The sequence below is a fragment of the Pseudomonas sp. OIL-1 genome, assembly GCF_010669185.1.
In the GTDB taxonomy this organism is placed as follows: domain Bacteria; phylum Pseudomonadota; class Gammaproteobacteria; order Pseudomonadales; family Pseudomonadaceae; genus Halopseudomonas; species Halopseudomonas profundi.
This window is the reverse complement of sequence record NZ_CP048629.1, coordinates 946,490-971,872: the sequence shown is the minus strand read 5'-3', so window position 1 is coordinate 971,872 and position 25,383 is coordinate 946,490. Positions and strand designations below refer to the sequence as shown.

Here is a 25,383-nt window from a genome sequence, read left to right as displayed (position 1 = left end):
GTCAGGCAACGCGACGGCGTTCAAGTGACCCGAACCAGTCCAGCGTATCCTCCCAGAGAGGCTGTGCACTGGAGCGGAAATAGCCCATGTGTCCCATGGCAGGCAGCCCGCGTTCGGCCGGTACTACCGTGACAGGCTGATAGGGCGCCTGGCTGTAACCGGGCATGAAGGCGTCACGTGAGCGCGGCGAGGCCCACAGATCGTCGGTCGTGTTCAAGGCGACGATGGGCGTTGTGACACTGGCGAAGCTTTGATGCACATGCTCCATCTCCGGATCCTCGAAGAAGTAGCGCGGGTTGCGGCACCAGCGCTTCCACTGACGGTACACGCCCATGGGCAGATCTTCACCCATGCCCAGCCGGCTCCACGCCAGGTAGCCCTTGGTGCGGGTGATCACCGGCGCAATGAGCTCCCACATCGCCTGGACACGAATGCGCTCAAGCGGCGGCATCCAGCCGTGCCAGCCGGCACCCGTGCCGAAGGTATAGAAGCCACTGACCTGCTGGTGATTGGGTAGCAAACCAAACGCATGACCGCCAAAGGAGTGCCCGACCATATACAGCGGGAGCTGATCGGCGCTCATGTGATCCACGGCGGCGGCGAGATCCAGATAGGCCCAGTCCAGGTACTGCATATCGAAACCGCGCAGTGTTTCAGGCGCCGAGCGACCGACGCCGCGGTAATCGAGGGTCAGCGTGGTGTAGCCGCGCTGCGCTGCGTGTTCAGCGAAGCGTCGGTAAAAGCGCTGGGGCACCCCTGTGGCGCCGGCGACAATGAGTTTGCCTATCGGCTGTTCAGCCGGATAGAGCGTGGCGCCGAGAAGATAGCCATCAAGTGCAGGCAGTGTAAAAACATCGTTTTGCATGGGGTTCCCTTTGACCTGCAGGTGTATCTGCGCGCTGGCCCGGTGTGGGGTCGTCAGAAATAGTAGCAGAACCCCTGTTGAAGATGCTGCCCGCGCCTGATCGCGCCCGCTTTACTGGATCAGGCGTTCTTGATGCCTGCGAACAGCCCGCGCGGTATCCAGCGCAGGTATACGAGCATGCCGAACAGCTCGACCAGCGACTGCACCACGATGACCAGGGCAGCGACCTCCCAGCCATTGGGCAAGCCGAGGGCGAAGGGCAATACCACGAAGGAATTGCGCGTACCGAGACTGAACGCCAGGGTGCGGCCCTGGCTGTCCGGGAGTTGCCACAGCCTTGCCTGCAGCTTGGCAACGAGCGCGGCGCTCACCAGGTACGCAACATAGATCGGAATCACCCAGGGCAACCAGGCCAGCGCTGCCTGCAGCGTCGACACCTGCACCGCAGCGACCAGCAGAATGACCAGACCGAGCAACGGGATGGGCCACCAGGCCAGCGTATCGCGCAGCACCTCACGGCCCGTCTGCGCCTCGATCCAGCGCTCGCTGATAGCTGCGGCAACGAGCGGCAGCAGCACGATCAGCAATGCCGGCGCGACATCTCCCAGCGATAACACGGCGCTGAGCTGCGAGTCGGTCATCGCCCAGAGATACAGGGGCAGCAAGCACAGTTGAAACAGCAGGTTGAGCGGCGTGACAGCGACGGCGCGGGGCACATCGCCGCCGCCGAGCTGGGTGAAGCTGATAAACCAGTCGGTGCAGGGCACCAACAACACCAGCAGCACGCCGAGCCGCAGGGGCGCGTTATCCGGCAGCCACTGCACCAGCGCCCAGACCACAAGGGGCATCAGCACGAAATTACCGGTCAGCACGGCACTGCCAAAGCGCCGGTCACCAAAAGCCTGGCGCACATGCAGCAGCGGTACCTGAAGAAAGGTGCTGTATAGCAAGACCGCCAGTACCGGCCAGATCAGCTTTTCCAGCAACGAGCCGGATCCGGGCAGCAGACCTCCGACCAGGATGCCGATCAGCAGTCCGGTGAGATAGACCCAGACCTGATGCCGCTCAAGCGTAATCCGCTTCAGGACTCTCCGTCCTTGTTCTTCAAAAGCGACGCCAGGTCCGCAAACGCCTTGTGGGTGGCCTTGCCGGCCACCGGCGTCGCGGTGGATGACTCGGTGAAATACTGCTGATCGGTATAGCGGGAGTGCTCGTTGTCGTGGCAATACAGACAGAGCAGCTCCCAGTTGGAGCCATCTTCAGGGTTGTTGTCATGATTGTGGTCGCGGTGGTGTACGGTCAGCTCGCCGATGCGCTTGCCATCGAATTCGCGGGCGCAACGGCCACAGACCCAGGGGTACATCTTCAGCGCTTTTTCCCGATAACTGGCTTCGCGGCTGGCGTAGGTGCTTTTGGTGGATGTCATTGCCCTGCCCTCGTGTGTCTTGATGTGTGAGTTGCCCGTCCCGGCTTTGAAACCGCTCCGCGCGTGGCGACCCAGATGGTGTGTTTGGGACCCCGGTTGCCGTGTGCATAGACCTGCCGTTCCTCCGCGTGAAAGCCCGCCTTGCCGAGTCGACTGGAAAATTCCCGGTCGGCGCTGGCGGACCAGACGGTCAGCATGCCGCCGGTTCGTAATGCCCGCGCGCAGGCGCGCAGTCCATCCAGGGAATAGATCCAGCTATTGGTATTGCGGGTCAATCCCTCCGGACCGTTGTCGATGTCCAGCATGATCGCATCGAAGCTCCCGGCGTTGTCCTGCAAGATTACCGCAACGTCTTCATTCAATACCCGGGCGCGCGGGTCGTCCAGCGGATTGCCGGCTTTGGCGCCAAGGGCGCCCCGGTTCCATTCGATCACGCCGGGCACCAGCTCGGCGACGGTCACCTCGGCATCGGGCGGAAGATGGCGCAACGCCGAGGCCAGCGTGAAACCCATACCCAGTCCGCCAATCAGTGCGCGCACCTGACTACGTCCCGCCAGCGAGCGGCAGGGGATCTCTGCCAGGGCGTCTTCGGAGCCGTGCATGCGGGTATTCATCAACTGCCCACCCTTGCCGCTTTGCAATTTGATGACGAAATCATCCCCGTATTCGAACAGGCAAAGCGCTTCGCTCGTGTTGGGAATGGGGGCGGTATCGAGCAACAGGTGTCGCTTCATGAGTGCTTTCCGTTAAGCGGGCGATGGCCGGATTATGCCCGATTGGCCTGGCTGCGCGGCAATCGCGTAAGCTGTGCGCCCTTCTTTACTTCTCAAGGTGTGTTTCGATGATCATGAAGGCAATCAGAATCGGCCTCGGTAATCTGATCGTGGCGGGTGATTACATCAGCCGTCCGCCCCGTATGAAGCGCTCGCCCGAAGCCCAGGCGGTGGTCAACCAGGCCGCAGCGCATTTGGCGCTGTACCAGTTCAAGGCCTGCCCGTTCTGCGTCAAGGTGCGCCGCACAATGCACAAATTGAACGTCCCGGTGGCGCTGCATGACGCGAAGAACAACCAACAGGACCGACAGACGCTGCTTGAACAGGGCGGGCGTATCAAGGTGCCCTGTCTGCGTATCGAGGAAGATGGTCAGACGACCTGGTTGTACGAATCCAGGGCGATCGTCAGTTACCTCGAGGGCCGTTTCGCTGCCGTCTGAGTGAAACACCTGCTGGCACAGAACTTCTACGGACAATGGTTCTCTACCTGACATTCAGCCGAGGAAGCGATATGTCCGAGATACCCGCAACAGAACTCGATTGTCTGGTCATTGGTGGCGGCCCCGCGGGCCTGACCGCTGCGATCTATCTTGCGCGCTTTCACCGGCGCTGCCTGATAGTCGACGCAGGGGCCAGCCGCGCTTCCTATATCCCTACCAGTCACAATTATCCCGGGTTTCCGCCTGGTATAAGCGGCCCTGAGCTGCTCTCACGGCTGCGCACTCAGGCGCTCGAATACGGTGCGCGCATAGAGACCGGTACGGTCGAGCGTCTTGGGCGCAAGGGTAATGTTTTCGCGGCGCATATAGGCGCACGCGAAATTACCGCCAGCAGCGTGATTCTAGCCACGGGCATTGAAGATATATTGCCGGATATGCCTGATATAGAACGGGCTATCACCTCCGGGATCGTCCGGCTCTGCGCTATTTGTGATGGTTATGAAGTAAATGGCGATGATATTGCGGTATATGGCGAGGCTGAGAATGCGATCAATCATGCGGTATTTTTGCGCACCTTCACCGATCGGGTGACGGTAATCGTTCATGGCGAGCCGGACGCCTGCACCGATGCGCTGGCCAAAGCTGCGCGTTACGATATTACGCTGATCAGCGACGAGGTCCGCCGCATAAGCCTGACCAGGGATGATCGAATAGAGGTGACGACAGCTCAGGGCAGCCGTTACGTGTTCGACATTATCTACCCGAACCTTGGAAATACCTGTCGTGCCACGCTGGTACATCATCTGGATGCAAAGCAAGACGGAAACGGTGCCCTGATCGTGGACGGCCATCAGCAAACGTCGATCGAGGGCCTGTATGCGGTGGGTGATGTAGTGGTGGGTCTCAAGCAGATCAGCGTGGCAGTGGGGCAGGCTGCTCAGGCCGCGACCGCCGTACATAACCGACTGGAAAACAATCCCTGGCGTCGGCCCGCTCCCGCTTGAGGTAACGAGCTGGAAAGCAGGGCCGCTCGGAGGCTGCCCTGCGTTGTTCCGGTCAGGCTCGGGGGACGCGACGGCTCATCACCAGCGAAATGACAAGCAGCACAAGGAATACCACGGACAGTATCCTGGCAATGCTGGTGGCGGTGCCGGCTATGCCACCGAAGCCGACATCAAGAGGCTGAAGGAGGTCCTTGGTTGCATGCGAGGCTCTGCTTGATACGACCGGGCGGCCAATATTGTTCCGTGGCCGTCCGGCCTGGTGCTGTTACTCGGCCACGTTCAATGCCGAGCTGTCGACTTCCCTTACGCCACGGATGTTTTTCGCGGTTTGCTCGGCCAGGTCTTTTTCCGCGTCGGTATCCACCGAGCCCTCCAGCACCACCTTGCCGTTATTGGTATCGACGGAAATATCCAGGCCGCTGAGACTGCGGCTGAACAGGTAGCTCGACTTCACTTTGCTGGTGATCCATGCGTCACTGATAGCGTTACCGGCGTCGTCCGCCGTTTCGGCCACCGTGCCCTCTGCTTCGTTGGCATCTTCACCGGTTACCTGCAGTTCGTTTCGAATCTCCCGGACGCCATCGGTATCCTCGGCAAGGCGTTCGGCCAGTTCCTTGGATGCGGATGAATCGGTTTCACCGGTTAACGTGACCACGCCATTCTCGGTGTCGACGTGAATATCCAGGCCTTCGGTGCTGCTGTTCCATAGCAGCTTGGATTTGATAGTGGCGGTAGTGGTGGAATCGCTCATGCGCTCGGCCAGGGACCGTTCGCCAGCCGCCTTGCCGTGCTCTCTTTCTTTACCCACCTGTAGCTGGTTGTCGATGTTATCGATGCCTTCGATGTCCGCTGCGATTTGTTCAGCCAGGTCCTTCTCGACGTCAGACTCGACCTCCCCCGTCAGCACCGCGGTGTCGCCCTCGACTTCGACATCAATCGAGAAAGGACTGAGATTGCGGTTGGTGGCGATTGCGGTGGAGACCGAGCCTTCGGCACGTGCATCGTCCAGCTGGCGATTCAGGTCGCCGTCATCGGCATGGACAGCCATTGGCGACAGTGCGACCAGACCGGCGGTCGCGGTGGCAACGGCGAGTTGTTTCAGCTTATGCATGGCGATTCCTCTTCTATCAGATCCGTTTGAATTGCTTCAGGAACAGGGCAATCCCCGTGCCAATTGGACTTGGGCTTTTTTCATTAAGTTTCAATCGCTTATTGAAGCGCCACAGGTTCGCCCTTATGCACTCTGCACGAAATGGCCGTATGCCTGCATGCAGATTGCACGGAATCGCCAATGCGCCGCGAACGCCGCGCGGCAGCCGCGGGATTTGCTGCTGCGATCATCTCTGCTATATCTCAAGGTTAAGAGCAGGCCATCTGGCCGGCATTGCAGCGGAGTAGGACCATGTTGCGCTTTCTCTATCCGATGACCCTGGTGTTATTGCTTGGCGCTTGCCAGACCACACAGGGCCAGCGCGATTTCGACAGCAACCGCGACTTCACTCAATATCGCGACTGGAGCTGGAGTGAGCCGGCGGTGAGCTATAGGCCGGCTGATGATCCGCGCATCGCCAGCGATCTGACCACGCAGCGAATCCAGGAGGCGGTCAGCGCCCAACTGGATGCGCGCGGACTGCGCCCGTCCAACGACGGCGAGCCTGATTTGCTGGTGCGGGTGTACATGATTGTTGAGCAACGGCAGGACAACGTGACCACTCACTACGGTGGCGGCCATTATTACTGGGGCTGGGGCATGATGGGACCGATGAGTCAGACCCGTACCCTGACCTACGATGTGGCCACCATGCAGATCGATCTGACCGATGCTGCGGATGACAAATTGGTCTGGCGCGGGAGCACCAGCGAGGTGCTGAATCAGCGTCAGCGATCACCCACTGACCGCACCCAGAGCACACACGAGATGGCGCGTGAAGTGCTTGAGGGCTATCCACCGTACTGACCCGGCAAACAGGCTGGTTATCCTGCGAAGCAGTCAGAAATTGGCCGGGGTGGTCGCGCTGATCAGCGTACAGGGGGTCTCGAAGGGATTGCGAAAACGGTGTGGCTGGCTACTTTCGAAATAGTAGCTATCGCCGGTATCGAGCACGTACACCTCGCTCCCGATGGTGATTTCCAGCTTGCCGGCAACCACCGTTCCGGCCTCCTCACCTTCGTGGTTGAGCATATCCGGTCCTGTATCAGAGCCGGGTGGGTAGGTTTCGTTGAGGAATGAAAACGCCCGGTTCTGATGACTCTTGCCGACCAGTTTCATGGACACCTGGCCTGAACCGATTTCCAGCAGTTCATCCTTGCGAAAGATCACCTTGCGCTGGTTGACCTGCTCGGCTTCGGAGGAAAAGAAATCCACCAGCGACATGGGAATGCCCGCGAGCACTTTCTTCAGAGAACTCACAGAGGGACTGACGCTGTTCTTTTCGATCATGGAGATGGTGCTGTTGGTGACGCCGGCGCGTTTGGCCAGTTCACGCTGGGATAAGCCCTTCAGCTTCCGAATGGTTTTGAGACGGGCGCCAACATCCAAGGTTTGGATCCTCCGGGAGCTCAGGAGCCTCTGAATAACTACTGCGCTCGGCCGTGCTGCGTTGAAATCCTCCCGAAACTCGGCGTCTCAAAATGCTCATTTACAGCACGTAAACTCCGCTTTTTCGTCGGCTTTCGCCTTGCCTGACCTTCGCTCGCTACGTTCTTCAGAGGCTCCTAAGGCGAATCAATACTAGGGGGCAATTTGAGGCGAATCATTGCACGGCCGTTCGAAATTTTCAACGCAGCTTATTGCTGATAATGACGGGGTACGCGGTTCAGATTACAGAACAGTTGATAGGCAATGGTGCCCGCCCAGCCGGCGACCTCGCTGGCATTCAGCCCTTCACCCCATAACCGCACATGGCTGCCGAGTCCGGACTCCGGCAAGTCGGTCAGATCAACCGTCAGCATATCCATGGATACGCGCCCGGCGAGGGTGGTGCGCAAGCCATCGACCAGCACCGGCGTGCCGTCGGGCGCGTGGCGTGGATAGCCGTCCGCATAGCCCATGGCCACCACGCCCACCCGCGTAGGGCGGGCGGTGACGAAGCGCGAACCGTAACCAATGGGTTCGTTGGCGGGCACGTGGCGCACAGCGATGATTTTCGAATCCAGCTGCATGACGGGTTTCAGGTTGGTTGCGCTGTCCTGTGCGAAATCAAAGGGCGTCGCGCCATACAGCATGATGCCCGGCCGCAGCCAGTCGCCGTGTGCCTGGGGCCAGGCCAGCACGCCGGCTGAATTGCACAGACTGCTTGGCCCATCGAGGTTTTTCGTGGCCTGTTCGAAGACCGCCAGCTGCTGTTCGGTACGTCCCGTAGAGGGTTCGTCGGCGCGTGAGAAGTGAGTGATCTTGGTCAGACTGGCCACCTGAGGATTGGCCTGCAGCCTTTGCCATATCGCCGGGTACTCCTCCGGCGTAAAGCCCACCCGATGCATGCCGCTATCCAGTTTCAGCCATACATGGACAGGTTGGCTCAGGTTGGCCTGCTCGAGGTCCGCCAGTTGCCCATGATGGTGAACCACAACCCACAATTGCTGTTCGGCAATCAGCGGCAGCTCGCTCGCTTCGAACCAGCCTTCCAGCAGCAGTATCGGATGCTCGAGCCCCGCCTGGCGCAGCTGCAGAGCTTCTTCGATGCAGGCGACCGCATAACCGTCTGCCAGATCGGCCAACGCTTCGGCGCAACGTACCGCGCCATGGCCGTAGGCGTTGGCCTTGACCACGGCCAGGGCTTTGCTGGAGGAAAGCTGTTTGGCCAACAGGTAGTTGTAACGCAGGTTGGCGAGGTTGATCAGAGCGTGGGCTGGGCGCATGGCGGCGTATTCCGGAGGACGGCAGGTGCCTAGATTAGCAGACCGGAGCGGGCGCGCGGACGCCGGGAATCAATCGCAGCGGACCTTTTCTGTACCCGGCGCAGCGGGATCGGTTATTTTGGTCAGCATGTTTTCTTCAGAAGCCTCTGGAGAACCTGGCGAGCGAAGGTCAGCTGCAACGCAGCATGGCCGAGCGCAGCAGTTGTCCGGAGGTTCCCTGGTCCAAATGGAACGTTCCTATGCTCTGCCATACCGATCATCATGCGCCCTCCTATTACGCCGCCACACCGGGCAAATCCCTGGCATTTCCAGAACTGAAGGGCGAGGCCCAGGCTGACGTCTGCGTGATAGGCGGCGGCTTTACCGGGCTGAATACGGCTATTGAACTGGCCCAGCGCGGACTCTCGGTTATTTTGCTGGAGGCGCATCAGATTGCCTGGGGCGCGAGTGGACGCAACGGTGGTCAGCTGATCCGCGGCGTTGGGCATGATCTGGAACAGTTCGAAAACCAGGTCGGTGCCGAGGGTGTGCGGGAATTCAAACGCATGGGCATCGAGGCGGTGCAGATCGTGCGGGACCGCGTAGCCGAGTTTGATATCGATTGCGATCTCACCTGGGGCTACTGCGATCTGGCGAACAAGCCGCGCCACCTGGAGCAGTTCCGTGAGGAAAAAGCCGATCTGGAATCCCTGGGTTATCCGCATGAGCTGCGCATTGTCGAGCCGGACAACATGCGCAGCGTGGTGGGCTCGGATGTATATGTAGGCGGCATGAGTGACATGGGCTCCGGCCATCTGCATCCGCTCAATCTGGCGCTGGGCGAGGCCGCAGCGGCTGAGAGCCTGGGTGTCAGGCTGTTCGAGAACTCCCAAGTGACCCGTATTGAACATGGTCCGACGGTTACGGTGCACACTGCTGGCGGCACGGTGCGCGCGCAGCATCTGGTGATCGGCTGTAATGCCTATCTTGGTACGCTGGACAAACAGCTGAGTGGCACGGTCATCCCGGCAGGCAGTTATATCATCGCCACCGAACCCTTGAGCGAAGCGCGAGCGCAGCGGTTGATACCGCAGAATATGGCGCTATGTGATCAGCGCGTGGCGCTGGATTATTACCGCTTGTCCGCAGACCGCCGCCTGCTGTTCGGCGGGGCCTGTCATTATTCCGGCCGTGATCCGGTGGACATCGCCGGCTATATGCGCCCGAAGATGTTGCGGGTGTTTCCTGAGCTGGCGGATGTGAAAATCGACTATCAATGGGGCGGCATGATCGGCATCGGCGCCAACCGCTTGCCGCAGATTGGAAAGATGCCGGGGCAGGCTAATGTGTTCTATGCCCAGGCGTATTCCGGGCATGGCGTGAACGCCACGCACCTGGCTGCGCGAATCCTCAGCGAGGCGATTACCGGGCAGGCCAGCCGGGGCTTCGACCTGTTCAGCCGCGTACCGCACATGGCGTTTCCCGGCGGTGATCGTTTCCGCGCACCGCTGCTGGCGCTGGGCATGCTGTGGCAGAAGGTCAAGGAAGTGGTGTGATTGGGCTTTGTTGAAAAGCGAATCCCCCCTAGCCCCCCTTTTTCAAAGTGGGGGACTGGTCCGAGCGGCTGCTGGTTGTTGTATTCTCAGGGATAGCCATTTGACGCGGCGACACAGGTGCAAAAGTGCCATACGAGCTTCCCTCTTCTTTCAAAAAAAGGAGCCGGTTACCGGCTTATCATTTCCTGGCAGAAGCTATCCAGCAGGACGGCGCAGATGCGTCAGACCCGCACGAACGTCCCTCCTTTTCAAAGTGGGGGGCTGGTCCGAACGGCCGAGGGTTTTTATATTCTGGGCGATAGCCCGCCGTCAGAATGACGCAGGTAACCCAGACCCGCACGGTAACGTTCCCCACTTTGGAAAAGGGGGGCCAGGGGGGATTCGGGGTTAACCGCCGACAACTCAATCCCGCTGAATCTCAACCAACCCCGTCGACATCTGTGCCACCTTGCACGGCCGCCCGCGCAGGTCTATCAGGTCGCCGTTGGCCGGCACCAGGCCGCTCAATCCCAGGCTGCGACTGAACTTGAGGTGAGCTTGCTGATGGTAGGGCTCGCCGTGCACCGGCAGTAAATAGCGCGCGTTCAACCATCCATATAGCTGGCGCAGATCATCCTGAGGCGGGTGGCCGGAGGCGTGGATGGGCGCCATGTCGTCATCGATGACTGTGACGCCCTGCTCCTTCAAACCTGACTTGATCGCAGCCAGGGACTCCTCGTTTCCGGGAATCAATCGCGAGGAAAACACCACAGTGTCGCCTTCCTCCAGTGACAGATGCGGATGGCTTCCGCTGGCCAGCCTGCCCAGAGCCGCAGCGGGCTCGCCCTGGCTACCGGTGCAGATCCACAGTTGTTGCTCGCGCGGCAAATAGCCCAGCTCCCAGGGATCGATAAATCCGGGGCGGGCGCTCAGATAGTCATGCGCACGGCCGGCCCGGTGCATGGTCAGCAGGCTGCGCCCGAGCAGGCCTGCATAACGCGCAGTATCGAAGGCGATTTCCGCAAGACTGTGCAGGCGCGCGAGATTGCTGGCGAAACAGGTCACGATGACCCGTTTGGGGCATGCCCGGATGGTGTCGAGCAGACCGTTCTGTACGCTTGCTTCGGAATAACTGGCTCCAGCCGTCGGCGCATTGGTGGAGTCGCCAATAATCACGTCCACACCACTGCGGCCAATCGCCTGCAGCCGACCCTGTGCGGTCAGGCCACCCACGACCGGCTGCGGATCCAGCTTCCAGTCGCCACTGTGGTAAAGCCGTTTGCCCGCGACGTCGAGCACAATGCCATGCGATTCCGGGATCGAGTGGGTGACCGGTATCCATTCAGCCTGAAAGGCGCCAATGCCCACCGGTTGCAGTGGCTTGATCTCACGCAGGGTTGGCCAGCTGAGGGCTGGATCAAGCTTGTTACGGATAAGCCTTGCGGTGAAAGGGCTGGCATAGAGTGGGCAGTCCAGCTGTCGCCAGAGATAAGGGATCGCGCCGATATGATCTTCGTGCCCGTGGGTAATCAGGATCGCCGAAAGTTTGATGTCGTGACGCTCAAGAGCGCCGACGTCCGGAATCGATACCTGTGTTGCGCCCCCGGGGGCCGATTGCAGAGCGAAACCGCAATCCACCGCGATCCATTCGCCAGCCGAGCCGTACAGATAGAAATTGGCACCGAACATGCCGGCGCCCCCAAGGGCGACAAAGAAGGGGCCTGGCTCGCGGTGAAGCTGATCGAATCGGGGTGCAGACATCGGCGCGGTCCTGTGTGAGGCTGTTTTGACAGCTTAACAGATGATTCCGGCCCCGCAGGAAAGGGGGCTGTTGACCGTCGATCGCGAGCCGAAACCTGGGCGAGCGCACGCCACGCCACGCCACGATGAAGCCCGTTTGAGGCAGCTCGGCGCTATGCAGGGGTGCCAACCTTTGTCGGCGCGCAGGCGCACGCCAACCCCAGGGGAGCCCGTCCGATCCGCTGCGCCGGATCATGAATATGAGCTATGGCGCAACGCACCTGGGGGTGTAGCGCGCCTGCGCTACGCCAAAGCCTCCGCAGAACACCAAGTCTGGTATCAAACCCTGTCGGCGCGCAGGCGCACGCCAACCCCAGGGGAGCCCGTTCGGTCCGCTGCGCCGGATCCTGAATATGAGCTATGGCGCAATGCACCTGGGGTGTAGCGCGCCTGGGCTACGCCGTGCTCGCGCTTGACCTCACGCTTTTGCCTGTCGGCGCCAACCCCAGGGCGGCCTGCTGCAGCTAATGCGGCAGATCCCAACTTTCATATCGAGCTGCGGTGAGACGCCAGTGGACCCTACCCAAAAAACCAGTAACAGACTGCTATGGCAGTCAGCATCCCTGCCAGATCAGCCAGCAGCGCGCAGCCCAGCCCGTGGCGGACGCGACGGATACCGACCGCGCCAAAATACACGGCGATGACATAGAAGGTCGTTTCGGTGCTGCCCTGGAAGGTCGCGGCCATCAGGGCTGGGAAGCTGTCGACACCAAAGGTATCCATGGTCTCTATCATCATGGCCCGGGCGCCGCTGCCCGATAGCGGTTTGATAAAGGCCGTGGGCAGCGCATCGATGAAGCGCGTATCCCAACCCAGCGCATCAGCCACCCAGCGAATCCCGTCCAGGCCGGCGTCCAGTACGCCGCTGGCGCGCAGCACCCCGACCGCCACCAGCATCGCCACCAGGAACGGCAGCAGTGACATGGTGAAGCTGAAGCCTTCCTTTGCGCCTTCGATAAAGGTGTCGTAGACGTTTACCTTGCGCAGCGCGCCCACCAGCAAAAACGCCATGATGATGCCGAACAGCGTCAGGTTGCCGACCAGTGTCGAGGTGGCGCTCAATGCTTGGGCAGACATGCCGGCGAGCGTGGCCAGCAGCGCGCCCAGGGCGAGTGCGCCACCCAGGAGATAGGCCAGCACGACCGGGTCCCACAGCCGCAAGCGTTGCATTACCGCCACGGACAACAGGCCAACCAGGCTTGAGGCGGTAGTCGCCAGCAGAATTGGCAGAAACACCGCAGTAGGATCCGCTGCGCCCTGTTGCGCCCGGTACATGAAGATGGTGACCGGGAGCAGCGTCAGCGACGAGGTATTCAGCACCAGGAACAGGATCTGTGCGTTGGTGGCGGTTTCCTTGTTCGGGTTCAGGCTCTGCAGGGCGTGCATGGCCTTGAGACCGATCGGCGTGGCGGCATTGTCCAGCCCCAGCACATTGGCGGCGAAATTCATGGTGATATGCCCCAGCGCCGGATGGCCGCTGGGCACCTCGGGCATCAGGCGCCGGAACAGGGGATCCAGCACGCGCGCCAGTACCCTGATCAGGCCGGCTTTTTCGGCGATGGCCAGGAAACCCAGCCACAGCGTCATGGTGCCGACCAGCACCAATACGATTTCGACGCTCAACCGCGCCATATCAAACAGCGACGCCACCAGACGGCTGAAAACTTCGCTATCGCCGACGCCGAGCCATTGCCAGAGCGCGGCGGCGAACGCAGCGGTAAAAAAGCCGAGCCAGATTCCGTTCAGCATCAGTCGAGAATGTCCTGGATGGGGCTTGCGTCGGGCAACGGCAGCAGACAGGGTGGCGTCGTGCTTTCAGACGTCTGCTTGTATGCACACCATAGGGGCGATTGTGCTGCTGTGGGTACCAGCGCTGCGAGTATGGCTGCCGTCTGGGTGTCTGGCTGGCCGTCATGGCGCGCCGGCCGGAAGCGCATCTGAAAGGCCGCGATGACATTCAGTGTGGGCTTGTCCAACAGCCCGGTTTGCGGAACCTCGTAACCGAAGCCGGCCAGCGCCTGCTGGAACCAGCTGATCGATGGGGTCAGCCCGGCGAGTTGCGCCTGGTAGAGGGCTACCGAATCGGCGTCCGGCCAGATTGCCACGCCCGCCTCCGCGAGTTGAAACCACGGAAACAGCGGACCCGGATCGACCTTGCGTTGCGGCGCGACATCGCTGTGTCCGACAACCTGTTCCGGTGCCAGATCATGGCGCTGAAGAATATCCTCGAGCAGAGTGACCAGGTTGTCGATCTGTTCCTGCTCCCAGGGATACCAGCGCCTGCCCTGGGGCGTCTCAATAAATCCCCGATGTACCAGTTCGATCCCGATCGATATGCCATTGACGTAGCTGCGCCCCTGCCAGCTGCTTTCCCCTGCATGCCAGGCGCGGCGATCTTCGTCCACCAGTCGATAGATGGTGGCCGGACCTTCATCAATCAGGTAGTGGCTGCTGACGGGCCCCAGGGTCAGGGCATTCAGGGACCGGTCGAAGCCGGACGAGGTGTAATGCAGCACTACGTAACGTACGCGGCTGTCATGGCTTCTGGATTGGTGACTGGTATCGATGCGGGGACCGCCGGTACAGCCAACCAGGAGCATGACGAGAAAAAACAGTGCGGTAAATCTCACCTGGGCCCCTTGCCGGTCTGTCCCCGGTTAACGCACATGGATGTGCTGAACACACTTCACTCCTCGCGTCCTGCCTGTTCACACCAAACGGGTCCTGGTCGCGGCCGCAATGAAACGGCACTGGCCCGGACGCCGCTGGAAATCGAAGGCTAGCCTAGCATGTCCGTTACCTAATGCGAGGGGTACCAGCAGGAAGATCTGTCGGTCAGCTGCCCACCGAACTGGCGGGTACGCACAGGCCGGACGGCAGGCGGATATGCATCGACACCGGTAGGTGATCAGAGATCGGATGGGGCAGTACATCGACCTGTTCGATGGACAGGCTGGGGCTGAGCAAAATGTGGTCAAGCACCCGCGCGGGCTTCCAGCTTGGATAGGTGCCCGGCAGCGTTGCGGTGTGCATTTTCGAGCCGCGCAGGGGCGAGTTTTCCAGCAGATCCTCGGCGTGGGTGTTCATGTCGCCCATCAGCACTACGTGCTTGTGATCAGCGATGCGCTCACGGATATATGCGAGCTGATTCGCACGTGTGCGCGGGCTGAGCGCGAGATGCATCATGACGACCAGCAGCGAATCGGGACCTTCACCGAAGCTGGTGAGAATAGCTCCGCGCCCGGGTAGTACGCCCGGTAGCTTGTGGTCTTCGAGCAGTTGCGGTGCATAACGGCTGAGCAGGCCATTGGAATGCTGGGCGAAGCGCCCGAGATTGCGGTTGAGTTGCTGGTACCAGTAAGGAAACTTGCCTTCGCGGGCAAGGTGCTCAACCTGGTTGATATAGCCCGAGCGCATACTGCCGCCATCAACCTCCTGCAAAGCCACCAGGTCGAAATCGTTGAGAATACGGCTGATCAGATCCAGCGTGGTGCTGCGCCCTGCGTGGGGCAACAGATGTTGCCAGCTGCGGGTGACATAGTGTCGATAGCGCTGGGTATTGATACCCACCTGGATATTGAAACTCAGCAGGCGTAGTACTTCAGGCAGCGCTTGCTCGCCGTGCACACAGTGCGGGTTGGTTTGCAGACTGGCAGTCGCCATTGCGCCATGGGTGGAGCGCTTCGCCGGTATGTTTCCCGCTGCAATCATCAAACCCCCTCATAGCCATCGTGAAAAAACTGCGTGGCCAGTCCTTGGTCAGAAGCGCAAACTGCACAGTGGGCCCCTTTCAGAGCCCCTGGTAATAGCCTGTCCGTTTGTCGGCCATCACCCTCTGTGCGGTACTCGCCAGGCTCCAGAAACGGAGCGGTTAAAGTGCCTCGCGCTCCTGCTCGACCAGATAGTCGGCCACTTTCAGCATATCCTCAAAACTGCCGGCCATGCCGCCTTCGATCCGGTATTTGCCGTTGACGATCAGAGTCGGTACGCCACTGGCGCGGTAGGCCTTGGCCAGGCGTTTGGCTTGCTCGATTTTCGCGCGTACGCCGAAGGATGACCACGCCTTGGTGAACTCTTCTTCGGTGATGCCGTAGGGCTCAAGGAACTTGATCATGGCTTCCTGATCAGCGAGGCGGTTTTTCTGGTTATGCATCGCCTGGAACACAGCAGTGTGGGTTTCATCAAGCTTGTCCAGGCTGTCGAGGGTGTAATACAGCTGGCCGTGGGTATCCCAGGCGCCCCCAAAGAATGCCGGCACAGGACGGAAATGTACGTCCTCTGGCAGGTCTTTTTTCCATTCGCCGATGATCGGCTCGAAGCTGAAGCAATGACCGCAGCCATACCAGAACAGCTCGGCGACTTCGATCTTGTCCGGCTCTTCCACGGGTGCCGGGCTCGGCAGTTTCACGTAATGCTTGCCTTCCTGATAGTTGGTAGCTTCCTGTGCGGTCGCCATGGCGAAACTGCCCAAGAGCCAGATCAGACCAACAGTTAACATCGCGCGCATGTAGTTCTCCTGTACAGAACGCTGGTATTCAGGGAATTCGATGAGCTCGGAGCTTCCCTGATATCGTCCGGCAACGCAACACGGGCCGGGGTAATTTAAAACACTGCCTGCATGGTAAAGCCACTGTAACGCCCGCAGGGACAAAAAAGGGTGACCGAAGCCACCCTTTTTTTGAAGTCTGCCGTTACAGATGGCAATACATCAAGGTCTATCGCAGACCCTGAATGTAATCCGAAACAGCTTCAATATCGCGGTTGCTCAGGCGGCTGGCGATGGTCTGCATGATCTGCGCCTCACCGTCGTTGGTGCGGTCCCCTTCCCGGAAATCAGCCAGCTGCTTGGCGGTGTACTGAGCGTGCTGACCAGCCAGTTGCGGGAAACCAGCTGTATCGATGCCCTGGCCAGTCGGCGAATGGCAGCCGGTACAGGCAGGAAGGCCGACTTCCAGATTGCCGCCGCGATACAGCTCTTCACCACGCTCGACCAGCGCGGGATCGGCGACGCCCTTGGTTGCGGTCTGTTCAGAGAAATAAGCCGCGATGTCAGCCAGATCCTGTTCGTTGAAAGGCTCCAGCATGCCAGTCATTTCCGGAACTACTCGAGCGCCTTCCTTGATGTCCACTAACTGCTTGAGCAGATAGCGTTCGCCTTGCCCAGCGATCTTGGGGAAATTCGGGAGAGGGCTATTTCCGTCTGGTCCATGACAGGCGCCACAAACGGCGACCTTGCCCTGTCCAGCTTCGGCGTTGCCTTCCAGTGCATGGGCCGAACCGGCCACACCGAGAGATAACACCAGGCTCACGAGTAATTTATTCATCGGCTAATCCAATTACGGCTAAAAGAATGTGTGGGCTGTACCCGTCGCTACGGTCTGCAACGCGCTCTAGGACAGACCGCCTCGTTTGTTATTGCTCGATAAATGAAGCAGAGGTCGGTTTGCCAACGCCATGCTATCGGTCGCTCGAAAGCGAAGCAATGTCCATACTGTCGCAGTTACGCTTTCAGGATATAAAACCGCAGCAGTATATACTAAGCTACCGGCTCAGGTGAATGTCATCAGCCCTCGTCAGCCCCAATGGATCGTCCATGTCCTCAGCTACACCCCTTGTTTCCCTCTGTCAGCAAGCCACTTTCATCAAGAGCGCCAGCCAGGTCGACCAATGCCCCATGGACGTCGGCTACGAGGTCGCCTTCGCCGGGCGCTCCAACGCGGGCAAATCCAGCGCGCTGAATACCTTGACTCACGCGCGTCTGGCCAGAACATCGAAGACGCCGGGTCGGACCCAGCTGATCAATTTCTTCGCTCTGGATGAACAGCGCCGGCTGGTCGATTTACCCGGCTACGGTTATGCCAAGGTGCCGCTGGCGCTGAAGGAACACTGGAAACAACATCTGGATGCCTACCTGACACAGCGGGATTCGCTGGTCGGCCTGGTGCTGGTGATGGATATTCGCCATCCATTATCCGATTTTGACCGGATGATGCTCGAATGGGCGGATGTCAGCGGTCTGCCTGCGCATATCCTGTTGAGCAAGGCGGATAAACTGGCGTATGGCGCAGCAAAGAATGTGCTGCTCAAGGTGCAATCGACGGTTCGCAAGGAATACGGCAACCGGGCGACGGTACAGCTGTTCTCTGCGCCCAAGCGTCAGGGCCTGGAAGAGGCTTACGAGGTGCTCGACGTGTGGTTTTTCAGCGAGGATGAGGACGACAGCGAGGATGTGTCCGCGGAGTAAATCGCAGCCAAAAAAAACCCCGAGCTTCTATGGGGAGGGAAGGATCGGGGTTTAACGACCGGGCTGTGCTAGGAAAGGGTGCCCGGGTTTTTCTGCCAACACTAAAATCACATCTAAGGAGCAAGAAAGGCTTGACTGGCCATTCATAAGCTCTGACCGAAAGGGTTCCGAAAAAGTTCAATCAGCACGCAAAAAAATCGAACTTTTTTGCAGGCCGCGTCTGGCGAGGCCTGCAGAGCAATGGTGAGGGTCAGTGCGCCTCGTCCCAGTTGTTGCCCACGCCCACTTCCACCGCCAGCGGGACATCCAGCGTTGCCGCCGCACTCATGCGTTCGCAGAGGCCGGCGCGGATGTCATCAACCAGATCCTCACGCACTTCCAGTACCAGTTCGTCGTGGACCTGCATGATGACCCGCGCATCCAGCCCGGATTCGGCGAGCCAGTTATCCACCGTGATCATTGCGCGTTTGATGATATCGGCCGCGGTGCCTTGCATCGGTGCGTTGATCGCCGTGCGTTCCGCGCCCTTGCGCAGTGCCTGGTTGCGCGAATGAATCTCCGGCAGGTACAGACGGCGCCCGAACAGGGTTTCGACGAAGCCCTGGTCGCCGGCCTGCTGACGGGTGCGTTCCATGTATCCGAGTACGCCGGGATAACGCGCGAAATAGCGGTCGATGTATTCCTGGGCTTCCTTGCGTCCGACGCCAAGCTGTTTGGCCAGCCCAAAAGCGCTCATGCCATAGATCAGGCCGAAGTTGATCGCCTTGGCGCTGCGCCGCTGATCGTTGCTCACTTCTTCAAGCGACACGCCGAATACTTCCGCAGCAGTGGCGCGGTGCACATCCCGGTCATGTCGGAAGGCATCCAGCAAACCGGCATCCTGGGCGAGGTGCGCCATGATCCGCAACTCGATTTGGGAATAGTCCGCCGCCAGTACCTTATAACCCTGCGGCGCGATGAACGCCTGACGGATTCGGCGGCCTTCGGCGGTGCGAATCGGAATGTTCTGCAGGTTCGGGTCGGATGACGAAAGCCGCCCGGTGGCCGTTACCGCCTGGTGATAGGAAGTATGGATACGACCGGTACGCGGATTGATCTGCTCGGGCAGGCGGTCGGTATAGGTAGATTTGAGCTTGCTCACCGTGCGGTACTGCATGATTACCTGGGGCAGCTCGTAACCCTGTTCCGCCAGCTCGGCGAGTACCGATTCGGCGGTGCTGGGCTGACCCTTGGCGGTCTTCGAGATGACCGGCAAACCCTGTTTTTCGTACAGCACCACGCCCAGCTGCTTGGGCGAACCCAGATTGAATTGCTGTTCAGCAAGCTCATGTGCGCGCTGTTCCAGACTGAGCATTTTCTCGCCCAGTTCGCGGCTCTGGATGCCAAGCAGCTGAGCATCGACCAGGGCGCCGTAACGCTCGATGCGCGCCAGCACCGGCACCAGCGGCATCTCGATGTCCTTCAGCACGCTGACCAAAGATGGCGTAGCCGAAAGCTTCTGCAGCAGCGTCTGGTGCAGGCGCAGCGTGATGTCCGCGTCCTCGCAGGCGTAAGGCCCGGCCTGCTCCAGCGATACCTGATCAAAGGTAAGCTGCTTGGCGCCCTTCCCGGCAACGTCCTCGAAGCGGATGGTGCCGTGGCCCAGATACTTCAGCGCCAGGCTGTCCATGTCGTGACGGCTGGCGGTTGAATTCAGCACGTAGGACTCGAGCATGGTGTCGTACGACACCCCACAGATATCGATGCCGTAGTGAGCAAGGATATTCATGTCGTATTTGAAATGCTGACCGACCTTGGCGCGCGACGGGTCTTCCAGTAGCGGTTTCAGTGTGGCCAGCACATAGTCGCGGTCGAGCTGCTGCGGTACACCCATATAGCTATGCCCGAGCGGAATATAGGCTGCCTCGTGCGGATTGACCGCCAGCGAGATGCCCACCAGTTCGGCCAGCTGCGCATTCAGGTTGGTGGTCTCGGTATCAAAGGCAAACAGCTTGGCGGCCTTGAGCTTGTCGACCCAGCGTTCGAAGTCGGCTGTTTCCAGAATGGTTTCGTAATGCGGCTCGACAGTTTCCGCCTTGGCGGGGCCGGGGATGGCGGCATCGGCGGCTTTGGCTTCGCGTTGCAGATCGTCCAGCCAGTTGCGGAATTCCAGTTGCTGATAAAGCTCGATCAATGCGTCGCGGTTCGGTTCGCCGGGCATCAGCGCATCGGCGCGCAGCTCCAGCTCGACGTCGACCTTGATAGTGGCCAGCTGGTAGGAGAGATAGGCCATCTCGCGGTTCTCGACCAGCTTGTCGGCCAGTTTCTTGGCGCCGCGGATCGGCAGCTCGGGTATCTTTTCCAGATTGGCATAGATCACCTCAAGCCCGCCGCCGAGCCCGGTAACCAGGCCCTGGGCAGTCTTTTCGCCGATACCGGGTACGCCCGGAATGTTGTCGGATTTATCGCCCATCAGCGCCAGATAATCGATGATGCACTCCGGGCCGACACCGAATTTCTCATGCACGCCGGCAATATCCAACACCGTGCCGCTCATGGTGTTGACCAGGGTAATGTGTTCGTCGACCAGCTGCGCCATGTCCTTGTCGCCGGTGGAAATAATCACCGGTCGGCCTGCCGCTGCGCTTTGCCGCGCCAGCGTACCGATCACATCATCGGCTTCGACGCCCTCTACACACAGCAGCGGCAGGCCCAGCGCCCGCACGCTGGCGTGCAGCGGCTCGATCTGCACGCGCAGGTCGTCGGGCATGGGCGGACGGTGTGACTTGTAGCTTTCGAACAGCGCGTCGCGAAAGGTCGGTCCCTTGGCATCGAAGACCACCGCAAAGGGGCTGTGGGGATATTGCCTGCGCAGGCTGTTGAGCATGTTCAGCACGCCTTTCACTGCGCCGGTCGGCTTGCCGGTGGAGGTCATCAGCGGCGGTAGGGCGTGGAAGGCGCGGTACAGGTAGGACGAGCCATCCACCAGGATCAGGGGTGCATTATCAGTCATGCGTCAGGTCAACGTATCCATAGGTAAAAAGGGCTAGAATGGTCAGCAGTAGAAGGGACATTCCGAACATTCCGGGCAAAGGGCAAGAGTAACATGTCACGCATATTAAACCGTTGGTTGGGCGCCGCAGTGTTGGCAGTGAGTCTGCCGCTCATGGCCCAGGATCAGATTACCGCAGAGCCTGATGTCACCATTCGTCAGGAAGGTGACCGCACCGTCGAGGAGTATCGGGTCAACGGCTTTCTCTATGCCGTCAAGGTTACCCCGAAGGTCGGCCCGCCCTATTTTCTGGTAGCCGTGGATGACGAAGGCAACTTCACCCGTGGCGATCAGCCTGAGGGCATGCGTATCCCATCCTGGAAGATTTTCGAGTGGTGAGATAATTCATGTCGGTATTTACCCCGGTCAGCCGCGCCCAGCTCGAGCAGTTTCTGCAGACCTTCGATCTGGGCAAGCTGATTGAGTTCAGGGGCATCGACGGCGGCAGCGAGAACAGCAATTTCTTCGTGACCTGCGAGACGGGGGAGTTTGTACTGACCCTTGTCGAGCGCGGTCCTGCCGATGAGCTGACGTTTTTCGTCGCGCTACTGGAGTGCCTGCACCAGGCCGCGTTGCCGGTGCCTTACGCCATTCCAGATCGATACGGGCAAGCCATAGGCACCTTGAACGGTCGACCGGCACTGCTACAGCCGCGCCTGCGGGGCAACCACGTGCAGCAACCCGAGGCCAGGCATTGCAGCGCTGTGGGTGACATGCTGGCGCGCTTGCATGAGGTCAGCGCCGATTGTGGCCTTGCCCGCAAAACCGATCGCGGTGCCGAGTGGATGAAGCACGAAGCCGCATTGCTACGCCAGCATGCGTCGGGCGACACATCAGGGCTGCTTGATGAGGCATTGCAGGCGCTTGATCAGTTTGCAACATTCAGGCAAAAGCTACCCCAGGCCGTGCTGCACGCAGACCTGTTCCGCGACAACATCATGTTTGAAGGTGACAAGCTCACCGGCGTGATTGATTTCTACAACGCTGCCAGTGGCTCGACACTCTATGACGTCGCCATATGCGTGAACGACTGGTGCCTGGACGATGCTGATCAACTCGACCCGGTCCGTACCGACGCCTTGCTCAAGGCGTATGCGGCGCGCCGTCCCTTCACTACCGTTGAGGCTCAGTGCTGGCCGCCTATGTTGCGCATCGCCGCGCTGCGGTTCTGGCTATCCAGAGAAATTGCAGCACGGGCGCACGCCGAGCATGCGGGTGTGTTGATCAAGGATCCGGGTCACTTCCAGACAATACTGGCGAACCACCGCCGGGTGGAGATAGCGCTGCCGGTATCCAGCTGATCCTGGCAGGCCTCGCCTCAGAGTTTTTCCAGACAGCCCGCCAGCTGATCGGCAAGCCCTTCGAGTAACGCCTCATAGCCTCGCGCATCCACCTTGATCTCGCTGCCCAGCGGGTCCAGCTCGGCCTTGCGGATCGGCAGATCGCGGGTCAGGGTATCGACCAGCCGCGGGGTGAATTGCGGCTCGCTGAACACACAGGCAGGGCCGGCCTGCTGCAGTTGCTCCCGCAAGGCATTGATATGTCGGGCACCCGGCTGCACCTCATGGGACAAACTGAATATGCCGCGCGGCGCGAGATTGTAGTGGTCTTCGAAGTAACCGTAGCCGTCATGGAATACAAAGTACGGCTTGTCATGCAGCGGCTCGAAGCGCGCACGCAGCCGGGTATCCAATTGCGTCAGGCGGCTTTCGAATGCGGTCAGGTTATCAGTCAGTTTGCCGGCCTGATCTGGATAGAGAGCCTGCAGATCGTCAGCCATGTAACGCGCGATAGTCAGCGCGTTGTGCGGGTCCAGCCAGATATGCGCGTCCAGACTACCGGGTGTGTGCTCGTGTCCATGTTCGTGCTGATGAGCCTGTGCACCCGGCGAATCGGAATGGTTGTCTGCACCGGGGAGCGTCTGGCGCATGTCTCGTAGTGCCAGTTGCGGAATGTCCATCAGTTCCACGGCAGTCTGGCTGTTGTTCAACAGTCGCTCGACGAACATCTCCAGGTCCGGGCCCACCCAGTAAATGCGTTCAGCCTGCAGCACGGCGCGGCGATCCGATGGCCGCAATGCATAACTGTGCGGTGAGGCGCCTGGTGGCAGCAGCACGCCAGGCGCATCGACACCATCCAGCACGGCAGCGGCGATCAATTGCAGCGGCTTGATAGTGGTCAGCACGGTGGGGGCGGTGGCTGAGACGGCGGACCAACTCACACTCAGCCCGGCAAGCAACAACACCAGACGACGGAACAGCATGGGAGATACCTCGAGGGAGTTAAGTGTTATATGATAACAGCCCATTCCTTCCTGGGCATATAGGCCAGACCAATGACGGACGCATTCATCCAGATCGATCCCCATCACCCGCACGACCACAGCCAGTGTGTCAGCGAGGCGTTGGACGCTGCCGAGCAATTGTGCGCGCAGGCTGGCGTACGCTTTACGGTGTTGCGCAAACGCGTGCTTGAGCTGGTCTGGCAGAGCCACAAACCGCTCGGTGCCTACGATATTCTCGAAGCGCTGGCGCGCGAGGATGACCGCCGCGCGGCACCGCCCACCGTGTACCGCGCGCTGGACTTTCTGCTTGAGCAGGGGCTGGTGCACCGTATTGCCTCGCTGAATGCCTTTATCGGCTGCGCCAGTCCGGAGCATCGGCACGAAGGGCAGTTTCTGATCTGCCGGTCCTGCCGGATTGCCATCGAGCTGGATCAGCCGGCTATCCGCGACGCCATCGCTGCCAGCGCGGCCAGCTTGGGTTTTGCTGTCGAAGGCGAAACGGTGGAAATCACCGGGCTCTGTGCCCAGTGCCAGGCGGCCGCATGAGCGACGCACTGCTTTCACTGGAGTCGGTCAGCCTGCGCTTGCACGGCAACGCCATTCTCGATGAGGTAAACCTCAGCGTTCAGCCGGGCGAAATCGTCACGCTGATCGGGCCCAACGGCGCGGGCAAGACCAGTTTGGTGCGTATTGTGCTGGGCCTGCTCAAGGCCGATTCGGGCACGGTCACACGCAAATCGCGACTGCGGATTGGCTATATGCCGCAGAAACTGCAGGTCGATGCGACGCTGCCACTGACCGTGTTGCGTTTCCTGATGCTCGCACCGCGCGTCAAGCGTCCCGCGGCGGTCGAGGCGCTTGAAGAGGTTGGGGCAGGGCATCTGGCCCAGCGACCGCTGCAACAGGTGTCCGGTGGCGAACTGCAACGCATCCTGCTGGCGCGGGCCTTGTTGCGTAAACCGCATCTGCTGGTGCTCGACGAGCCGGTGCAGGGCGTCGATGTCAACGGCCAGATCGAGCTCTACGAACTCATTACCCGGCTGCGCGACCGCTACGGTTGCGGTGTGCTGATGGTGTCGCATGATCTGCATCTGGTGATGTCCACGACCAATACCGTGGTCTGCCTCAACCGGCACGTCTGCTGTTCCGGCCGGCCGGAGCAGGTCAGCCTGGATCCGGCCTTCGTCGCGCTGTTTGGTGAACAGGCCAGCGCGCTCGCGGTATATAACCATCACCACGATCATGACCATGATCTGCGCGGCGAGGTGGTCGAAACGCCCGCTGGGCTCCAACACGGACCGAACTGCAAGCATGCCTGATTTTCTGATTTACGCGCTGGTCGCAGGACTGGGGCTGGCGCTGGTTGCCGGCCCGCTGGGATCCTTCGTGGTCTGGCGGCGCATGGCCTATTTTGGCGATACCCTGTCGCACTCCGCTCTGCTCGGCATCGCCATGGGCATGCTGCTGGACATCAACCTGACCATCGCGGTCACCGCTGGCTGCGTACTGTTGGCGGTACTGCTGGTGGTGATGCAGAACCGCCAGTGGCTGGCCAGCGATACCCTGTTGGGTATTCTAGCGCACAGCACACTGTCCCTCGGCCTGGTTGTGCTGGCGCTGACCGATAACGTGCGGGTCGATCTGATGGCCTACCTGTTCGGTGATCTGTTGGCGATCAGTACCGCGGATCTCGGCTGGATGCTCGGCGGCGTCGCGGTGGTCTCGGCATTGCTGGCACTGCTCTGGCGTCGCCTGCTGGCGGTCACCGTGCATGAGGAGCTGGCGCGGGTCGAGGGGCAACCAGTCACGGCCATTCATATGGCCTTGATGCTGCTGATCGCCATCGTTATCGCCGTGGCGATGAAGATCGTCGGCGTGCTGTTGATCACCTCACTGCTGATTATTCCGCCGGCCGCTGCCCAGCGCCACGCACGCACCCCGGAACAGATGGCTCTTGGCGCCAGTGTGCTGGGGTGCCTGGCGGTGCTGGGCGGGCTGAGCATGTCGTGGAATCTGGACACCCCAGCCGGCCCGTCGATCGTGGTCTGCGCGGCGGCGCTGTTCATGCTGGTATTGGCAGTGCCCAGACGCGCCTGAGCCACGGATTGCGCCAACCCCTGTAACACCGTCGCGCTTCGATTGTC

The 25,383-nt window shown here is 60.4% G+C and carries 25 protein-coding genes and 1 pseudogene; 10 read left to right on the top strand and 16 right to left on the bottom strand.

What is annotated here, in order from left to right; genetic code table 11:
- Position 1: 1 nt before the first annotated feature.
- From G3M63_RS04480 to G3M63_RS04465, 4 genes are all read right to left on the bottom strand, one after another.
- Complete coding sequence (locus tag G3M63_RS04480) at positions 2-865, bottom strand: alpha/beta fold hydrolase (RefSeq protein ID WP_163981982.1); 864 nt, start codon at positions 863-865, stop codon at positions 2-4.
- 119 nt (positions 866-984) lie between these two features.
- Entirely contained in the window at positions 985-1,851 is an 867-nt protein-coding gene (locus tag G3M63_RS04475; RefSeq protein ID WP_223824984.1) for an arsenic resistance protein, read from the bottom strand.
- 95 nt (positions 1,852-1,946) lie between these two features.
- Positions 1,947-2,291, bottom strand: coding sequence for a YajD family HNH nuclease (locus G3M63_RS04470; protein ID WP_150299923.1), 345 nt, complete (start codon positions 2,289-2,291; stop codon positions 1,947-1,949).
- Positions 2,288-3,025 carry a spermidine synthase gene (locus G3M63_RS04465; RefSeq protein ID WP_163981981.1) on the bottom strand — a complete coding sequence of 246 codons (738 nt, stop codon included), beginning with the start codon at positions 3,023-3,025 and terminating at the stop codon, positions 2,288-2,290. Before G3M63_RS04465 ends, G3M63_RS04470 begins: the two co-directional genes overlap by 4 nt.
- A gap of 107 nt (positions 3,026-3,132) precedes the next feature.
- On the opposite strand from G3M63_RS04465, the gene G3M63_RS04460 reads away from it, so the two are divergent.
- Complete coding sequence (locus G3M63_RS04460; protein ID WP_150299921.1) at positions 3,133-3,504, top strand: glutathione S-transferase N-terminal domain-containing protein; 372 nt, start codon at positions 3,133-3,135, stop codon at positions 3,502-3,504.
- Between the two features lie 71 nt (positions 3,505-3,575).
- Positions 3,576-4,508: an NAD(P)/FAD-dependent oxidoreductase gene (locus G3M63_RS04455; protein ID WP_150299920.1), complete on the top strand. Its 933-nt coding sequence runs from the start codon at positions 3,576-3,578 to the stop codon at positions 4,506-4,508.
- Between the two features lie 52 nt (positions 4,509-4,560).
- On the opposite strand, the pseudogene G3M63_RS19490 reads toward G3M63_RS04455, so the two are convergent.
- Together G3M63_RS19490 and G3M63_RS04445 are read right to left on the bottom strand one after the other, a co-directional pair.
- Positions 4,561-4,677 (bottom strand): annotated as a pseudogene (locus G3M63_RS19490) (DUF1328 family protein); the annotation flags it as partial.
- A gap of 96 nt (positions 4,678-4,773) precedes the next feature.
- Positions 4,774-5,619: a BON domain-containing protein gene (locus G3M63_RS04445; protein WP_163981980.1), complete on the bottom strand. Its 846-nt coding sequence runs from the start codon at positions 5,617-5,619 to the stop codon at positions 4,774-4,776.
- Between the two features lie 291 nt (positions 5,620-5,910).
- Here G3M63_RS04445 and G3M63_RS04440 point away from each other — a divergent pair, with 291 nt between their 5' ends.
- The gene (locus tag G3M63_RS04440) at positions 5,911-6,465 is read left to right on the top strand and encodes a DUF4136 domain-containing protein (RefSeq protein WP_163981979.1); all 555 of its coding nucleotides are present in this window, start codon (positions 5,911-5,913) and stop codon (positions 6,463-6,465) included.
- Positions 6,466-6,498: 33 nt separating this feature from the next.
- On the opposite strand, the gene G3M63_RS04435 is transcribed toward G3M63_RS04440, so the two are convergent.
- Together G3M63_RS04435 and alr are read right to left on the bottom strand one after the other, a co-directional pair.
- Positions 6,499-7,047: a cupin domain-containing protein gene (locus G3M63_RS04435; protein WP_163981978.1), complete on the bottom strand. Its 549-nt coding sequence runs from the start codon at positions 7,045-7,047 to the stop codon at positions 6,499-6,501.
- A gap of 248 nt (positions 7,048-7,295) precedes the next feature.
- Positions 7,296-8,366, bottom strand: a complete 1,071-nt coding sequence (gene alr / locus G3M63_RS04430) for an alanine racemase (RefSeq protein ID WP_163981977.1) — start codon at positions 8,364-8,366, stop codon at positions 7,296-7,298.
- A 239-nt stretch (positions 8,367-8,605) separates the two neighbouring features.
- Here alr and G3M63_RS04425 point away from each other — a divergent pair, with 239 nt between their 5' ends.
- A complete protein-coding gene (locus G3M63_RS04425; protein ID WP_163981976.1) occupies positions 8,606-9,901 on the top strand; it encodes an FAD-binding oxidoreductase in 1,296 nt (431 codons plus the stop codon).
- 402 nt (positions 9,902-10,303) lie between these two features.
- On the opposite strand, the gene G3M63_RS04420 is transcribed toward G3M63_RS04425, so the two are convergent.
- The 6 genes from G3M63_RS04420 to G3M63_RS04395 all read right to left on the bottom strand — a co-directional run bounded on the left by G3M63_RS04420 (position 10,304) and on the right by G3M63_RS04395 (position 17,004).
- Positions 10,304-11,641, bottom strand: coding sequence for a ribonuclease J (locus tag G3M63_RS04420; protein ID WP_163981975.1), 1,338 nt, complete (start codon positions 11,639-11,641; stop codon positions 10,304-10,306).
- Positions 11,642-12,199: 558 nt separating this feature from the next.
- Positions 12,200-13,429 (bottom strand): nucleoside recognition domain-containing protein, encoded by a 1,230-nt coding sequence (locus G3M63_RS04415; RefSeq protein ID WP_150299913.1) that lies wholly within the window; start codon positions 13,427-13,429, stop codon positions 12,200-12,202.
- The gene (locus G3M63_RS04410) at positions 13,429-14,280 is read right to left on the bottom strand and encodes an N-acetylmuramoyl-L-alanine amidase (RefSeq protein WP_163984175.1); all 852 of its coding nucleotides are present in this window, start codon (positions 14,278-14,280) and stop codon (positions 13,429-13,431) included. The genes G3M63_RS04415 and G3M63_RS04410 overlap by 1 nt, the downstream gene beginning before the upstream one ends.
- 235 nt (positions 14,281-14,515) lie before the next feature.
- Entirely contained in the window at positions 14,516-15,343 is an 828-nt protein-coding gene (locus G3M63_RS04405) for an endonuclease/exonuclease/phosphatase family protein (RefSeq protein ID WP_163984174.1), read from the bottom strand.
- Between the two features lie 208 nt (positions 15,344-15,551).
- Positions 15,552-16,187 carry a thiol:disulfide interchange protein DsbA/DsbL gene (locus G3M63_RS04400; RefSeq protein ID WP_223824983.1) on the bottom strand — a complete coding sequence of 212 codons (636 nt, stop codon included), beginning with the start codon at positions 16,185-16,187 and terminating at the stop codon, positions 15,552-15,554.
- Between the two features lie 208 nt (positions 16,188-16,395).
- On the bottom strand, positions 16,396-17,004 hold the full coding sequence (locus G3M63_RS04395; RefSeq protein ID WP_150299912.1) for a cytochrome c: 609 nt from the start codon (positions 17,002-17,004) through the stop codon (positions 16,396-16,398).
- A 269-nt stretch (positions 17,005-17,273) separates the two neighbouring features.
- Here G3M63_RS04395 and yihA point away from each other — a divergent pair, with 269 nt between their 5' ends.
- Complete coding sequence (gene yihA, locus G3M63_RS04390) at positions 17,274-17,924, top strand: ribosome biogenesis GTP-binding protein YihA/YsxC (RefSeq protein ID WP_163981974.1); 651 nt, start codon at positions 17,274-17,276, stop codon at positions 17,922-17,924.
- A 250-nt stretch (positions 17,925-18,174) separates the two neighbouring features.
- On the opposite strand, the gene polA is transcribed toward yihA, so the two are convergent.
- Positions 18,175-20,916, bottom strand: coding sequence for a DNA polymerase I (polA, locus tag G3M63_RS04385; RefSeq protein ID WP_163981973.1), 2,742 nt, complete (start codon positions 20,914-20,916; stop codon positions 18,175-18,177).
- Between the two features lie 93 nt (positions 20,917-21,009).
- On the opposite strand from polA, the gene G3M63_RS04380 reads away from it, so the two are divergent.
- A complete protein-coding gene (locus G3M63_RS04380; protein WP_150299909.1) occupies positions 21,010-21,294 on the top strand; it encodes a DUF2782 domain-containing protein in 285 nt (94 codons plus the stop codon).
- Between the two features lie 8 nt (positions 21,295-21,302).
- Positions 21,303-22,256 (top strand): homoserine kinase, encoded by a 954-nt coding sequence (locus tag G3M63_RS04375; protein ID WP_163981972.1) that lies wholly within the window; start codon positions 21,303-21,305, stop codon positions 22,254-22,256.
- Between the two features lie 17 nt (positions 22,257-22,273).
- Here G3M63_RS04375 and znuA read toward each other — a convergent pair whose 3' ends face one another.
- Positions 22,274-23,218, bottom strand: coding sequence for a zinc ABC transporter substrate-binding protein ZnuA (gene znuA / locus G3M63_RS04370; protein WP_163981971.1), 945 nt, complete (start codon positions 23,216-23,218; stop codon positions 22,274-22,276).
- 72 nt (positions 23,219-23,290) lie between these two features.
- On the opposite strand from znuA, the gene G3M63_RS04365 reads away from it, so the two are divergent.
- The 3 genes from G3M63_RS04365 to znuB are packed head-to-tail and all read left to right on the top strand — an operon-like array spanning position 23,291 to position 25,336.
- A complete protein-coding gene (locus G3M63_RS04365; protein ID WP_163981970.1) occupies positions 23,291-23,785 on the top strand; it encodes a Fur family transcriptional regulator in 495 nt (164 codons plus the stop codon).
- Complete coding sequence (gene znuC / locus G3M63_RS04360) at positions 23,782-24,558, top strand: zinc ABC transporter ATP-binding protein ZnuC (protein WP_163981969.1); 777 nt, start codon at positions 23,782-23,784, stop codon at positions 24,556-24,558. Before G3M63_RS04365 ends, znuC begins: the two co-directional genes overlap by 4 nt.
- Positions 24,551-25,336 carry a zinc ABC transporter permease subunit ZnuB gene (gene znuB / locus G3M63_RS04355; RefSeq protein ID WP_163981968.1) on the top strand — a complete coding sequence of 262 codons (786 nt, stop codon included), beginning with the start codon at positions 24,551-24,553 and terminating at the stop codon, positions 25,334-25,336. The genes znuC and znuB overlap by 8 nt, the downstream gene beginning before the upstream one ends.
- The last annotated feature ends 47 nt before the right edge of the window (positions 25,337-25,383 follow it).

What these genes read in the sequence shown, in the direction of transcription:
- G3M63_RS04480 (WP_163981982.1), bottom strand. Translation starts at nt 865, where the DNA reads ATGCAAAACGATGTTTTTACACTGCCTGCACTTGATGGCTATCTTCTC.
- G3M63_RS04470 (WP_150299923.1), bottom strand. Translation starts at nt 2,291, where the DNA reads ATGACATCCACCAAAAGCACCTACGCCAGCCGCGAAGCCAGTTATCGG.
- G3M63_RS04465 (WP_163981981.1), bottom strand. Translation starts at nt 3,025, where the DNA reads ATGAAGCGACACCTGTTGCTCGATACCGCCCCCATTCCCAACACGAGC.
- G3M63_RS04460 (WP_150299921.1), top strand. Translation starts at nt 3,133, where the DNA reads ATGATCATGAAGGCAATCAGAATCGGCCTCGGTAATCTGATCGTGGCG.
- G3M63_RS04455 (WP_150299920.1), top strand. Translation starts at nt 3,576, where the DNA reads ATGTCCGAGATACCCGCAACAGAACTCGATTGTCTGGTCATTGGTGGC.
- G3M63_RS04445 (WP_163981980.1), bottom strand. Translation starts at nt 5,619, where the DNA reads ATGCATAAGCTGAAACAACTCGCCGTTGCCACCGCGACCGCCGGTCTG.
- G3M63_RS04440 (WP_163981979.1), top strand. Translation starts at nt 5,911, where the DNA reads ATGTTGCGCTTTCTCTATCCGATGACCCTGGTGTTATTGCTTGGCGCT.
- alr (WP_163981977.1), bottom strand. Translation starts at nt 8,366, where the DNA reads ATGCGCCCAGCCCACGCTCTGATCAACCTCGCCAACCTGCGTTACAAC.
- G3M63_RS04425 (WP_163981976.1), top strand. Translation starts at nt 8,606, where the DNA reads ATGCTCTGCCATACCGATCATCATGCGCCCTCCTATTACGCCGCCACA.
- G3M63_RS04420 (WP_163981975.1), bottom strand. Translation starts at nt 11,641, where the DNA reads ATGTCTGCACCCCGATTCGATCAGCTTCACCGCGAGCCAGGCCCCTTC.
- G3M63_RS04415 (WP_150299913.1), bottom strand. Translation starts at nt 13,429, where the DNA reads ATGCTGAACGGAATCTGGCTCGGCTTTTTTACCGCTGCGTTCGCCGCC.
- G3M63_RS04410 (WP_163984175.1), bottom strand. Translation starts at nt 14,280, where the DNA reads ATGCTCCTGGTTGGCTGTACCGGCGGTCCCCGCATCGATACCAGTCAC.
- G3M63_RS04405 (WP_163984174.1), bottom strand. Translation starts at nt 15,343, where the DNA reads ATGGCGACTGCCAGTCTGCAAACCAACCCGCACTGTGTGCACGGCGAG.
- G3M63_RS04400 (WP_223824983.1), bottom strand. Translation starts at nt 16,187, where the DNA reads ATGCGCGCGATGTTAACTGTTGGTCTGATCTGGCTCTTGGGCAGTTTC.
- G3M63_RS04395 (WP_150299912.1), bottom strand. Translation starts at nt 17,004, where the DNA reads ATGAATAAATTACTCGTGAGCCTGGTGTTATCTCTCGGTGTGGCCGGT.
- yihA (WP_163981974.1), top strand. Translation starts at nt 17,274, where the DNA reads ATGTCCTCAGCTACACCCCTTGTTTCCCTCTGTCAGCAAGCCACTTTC.
- polA (WP_163981973.1), bottom strand. Translation starts at nt 20,916, where the DNA reads ATGACTGATAATGCACCCCTGATCCTGGTGGATGGCTCGTCCTACCTG.
- G3M63_RS04380 (WP_150299909.1), top strand. Translation starts at nt 21,010, where the DNA reads ATGTCACGCATATTAAACCGTTGGTTGGGCGCCGCAGTGTTGGCAGTG.
- G3M63_RS04375 (WP_163981972.1), top strand. Translation starts at nt 21,303, where the DNA reads ATGTCGGTATTTACCCCGGTCAGCCGCGCCCAGCTCGAGCAGTTTCTG.
- znuA (WP_163981971.1), bottom strand. Translation starts at nt 23,218, where the DNA reads ATGCTGTTCCGTCGTCTGGTGTTGTTGCTTGCCGGGCTGAGTGTGAGT.
- G3M63_RS04365 (WP_163981970.1), top strand. Translation starts at nt 23,291, where the DNA reads ATGACGGACGCATTCATCCAGATCGATCCCCATCACCCGCACGACCAC.
- znuC (WP_163981969.1), top strand. Translation starts at nt 23,782, where the DNA reads ATGAGCGACGCACTGCTTTCACTGGAGTCGGTCAGCCTGCGCTTGCAC.
- znuB (WP_163981968.1), top strand. Translation starts at nt 24,551, where the DNA reads ATGCCTGATTTTCTGATTTACGCGCTGGTCGCAGGACTGGGGCTGGCG.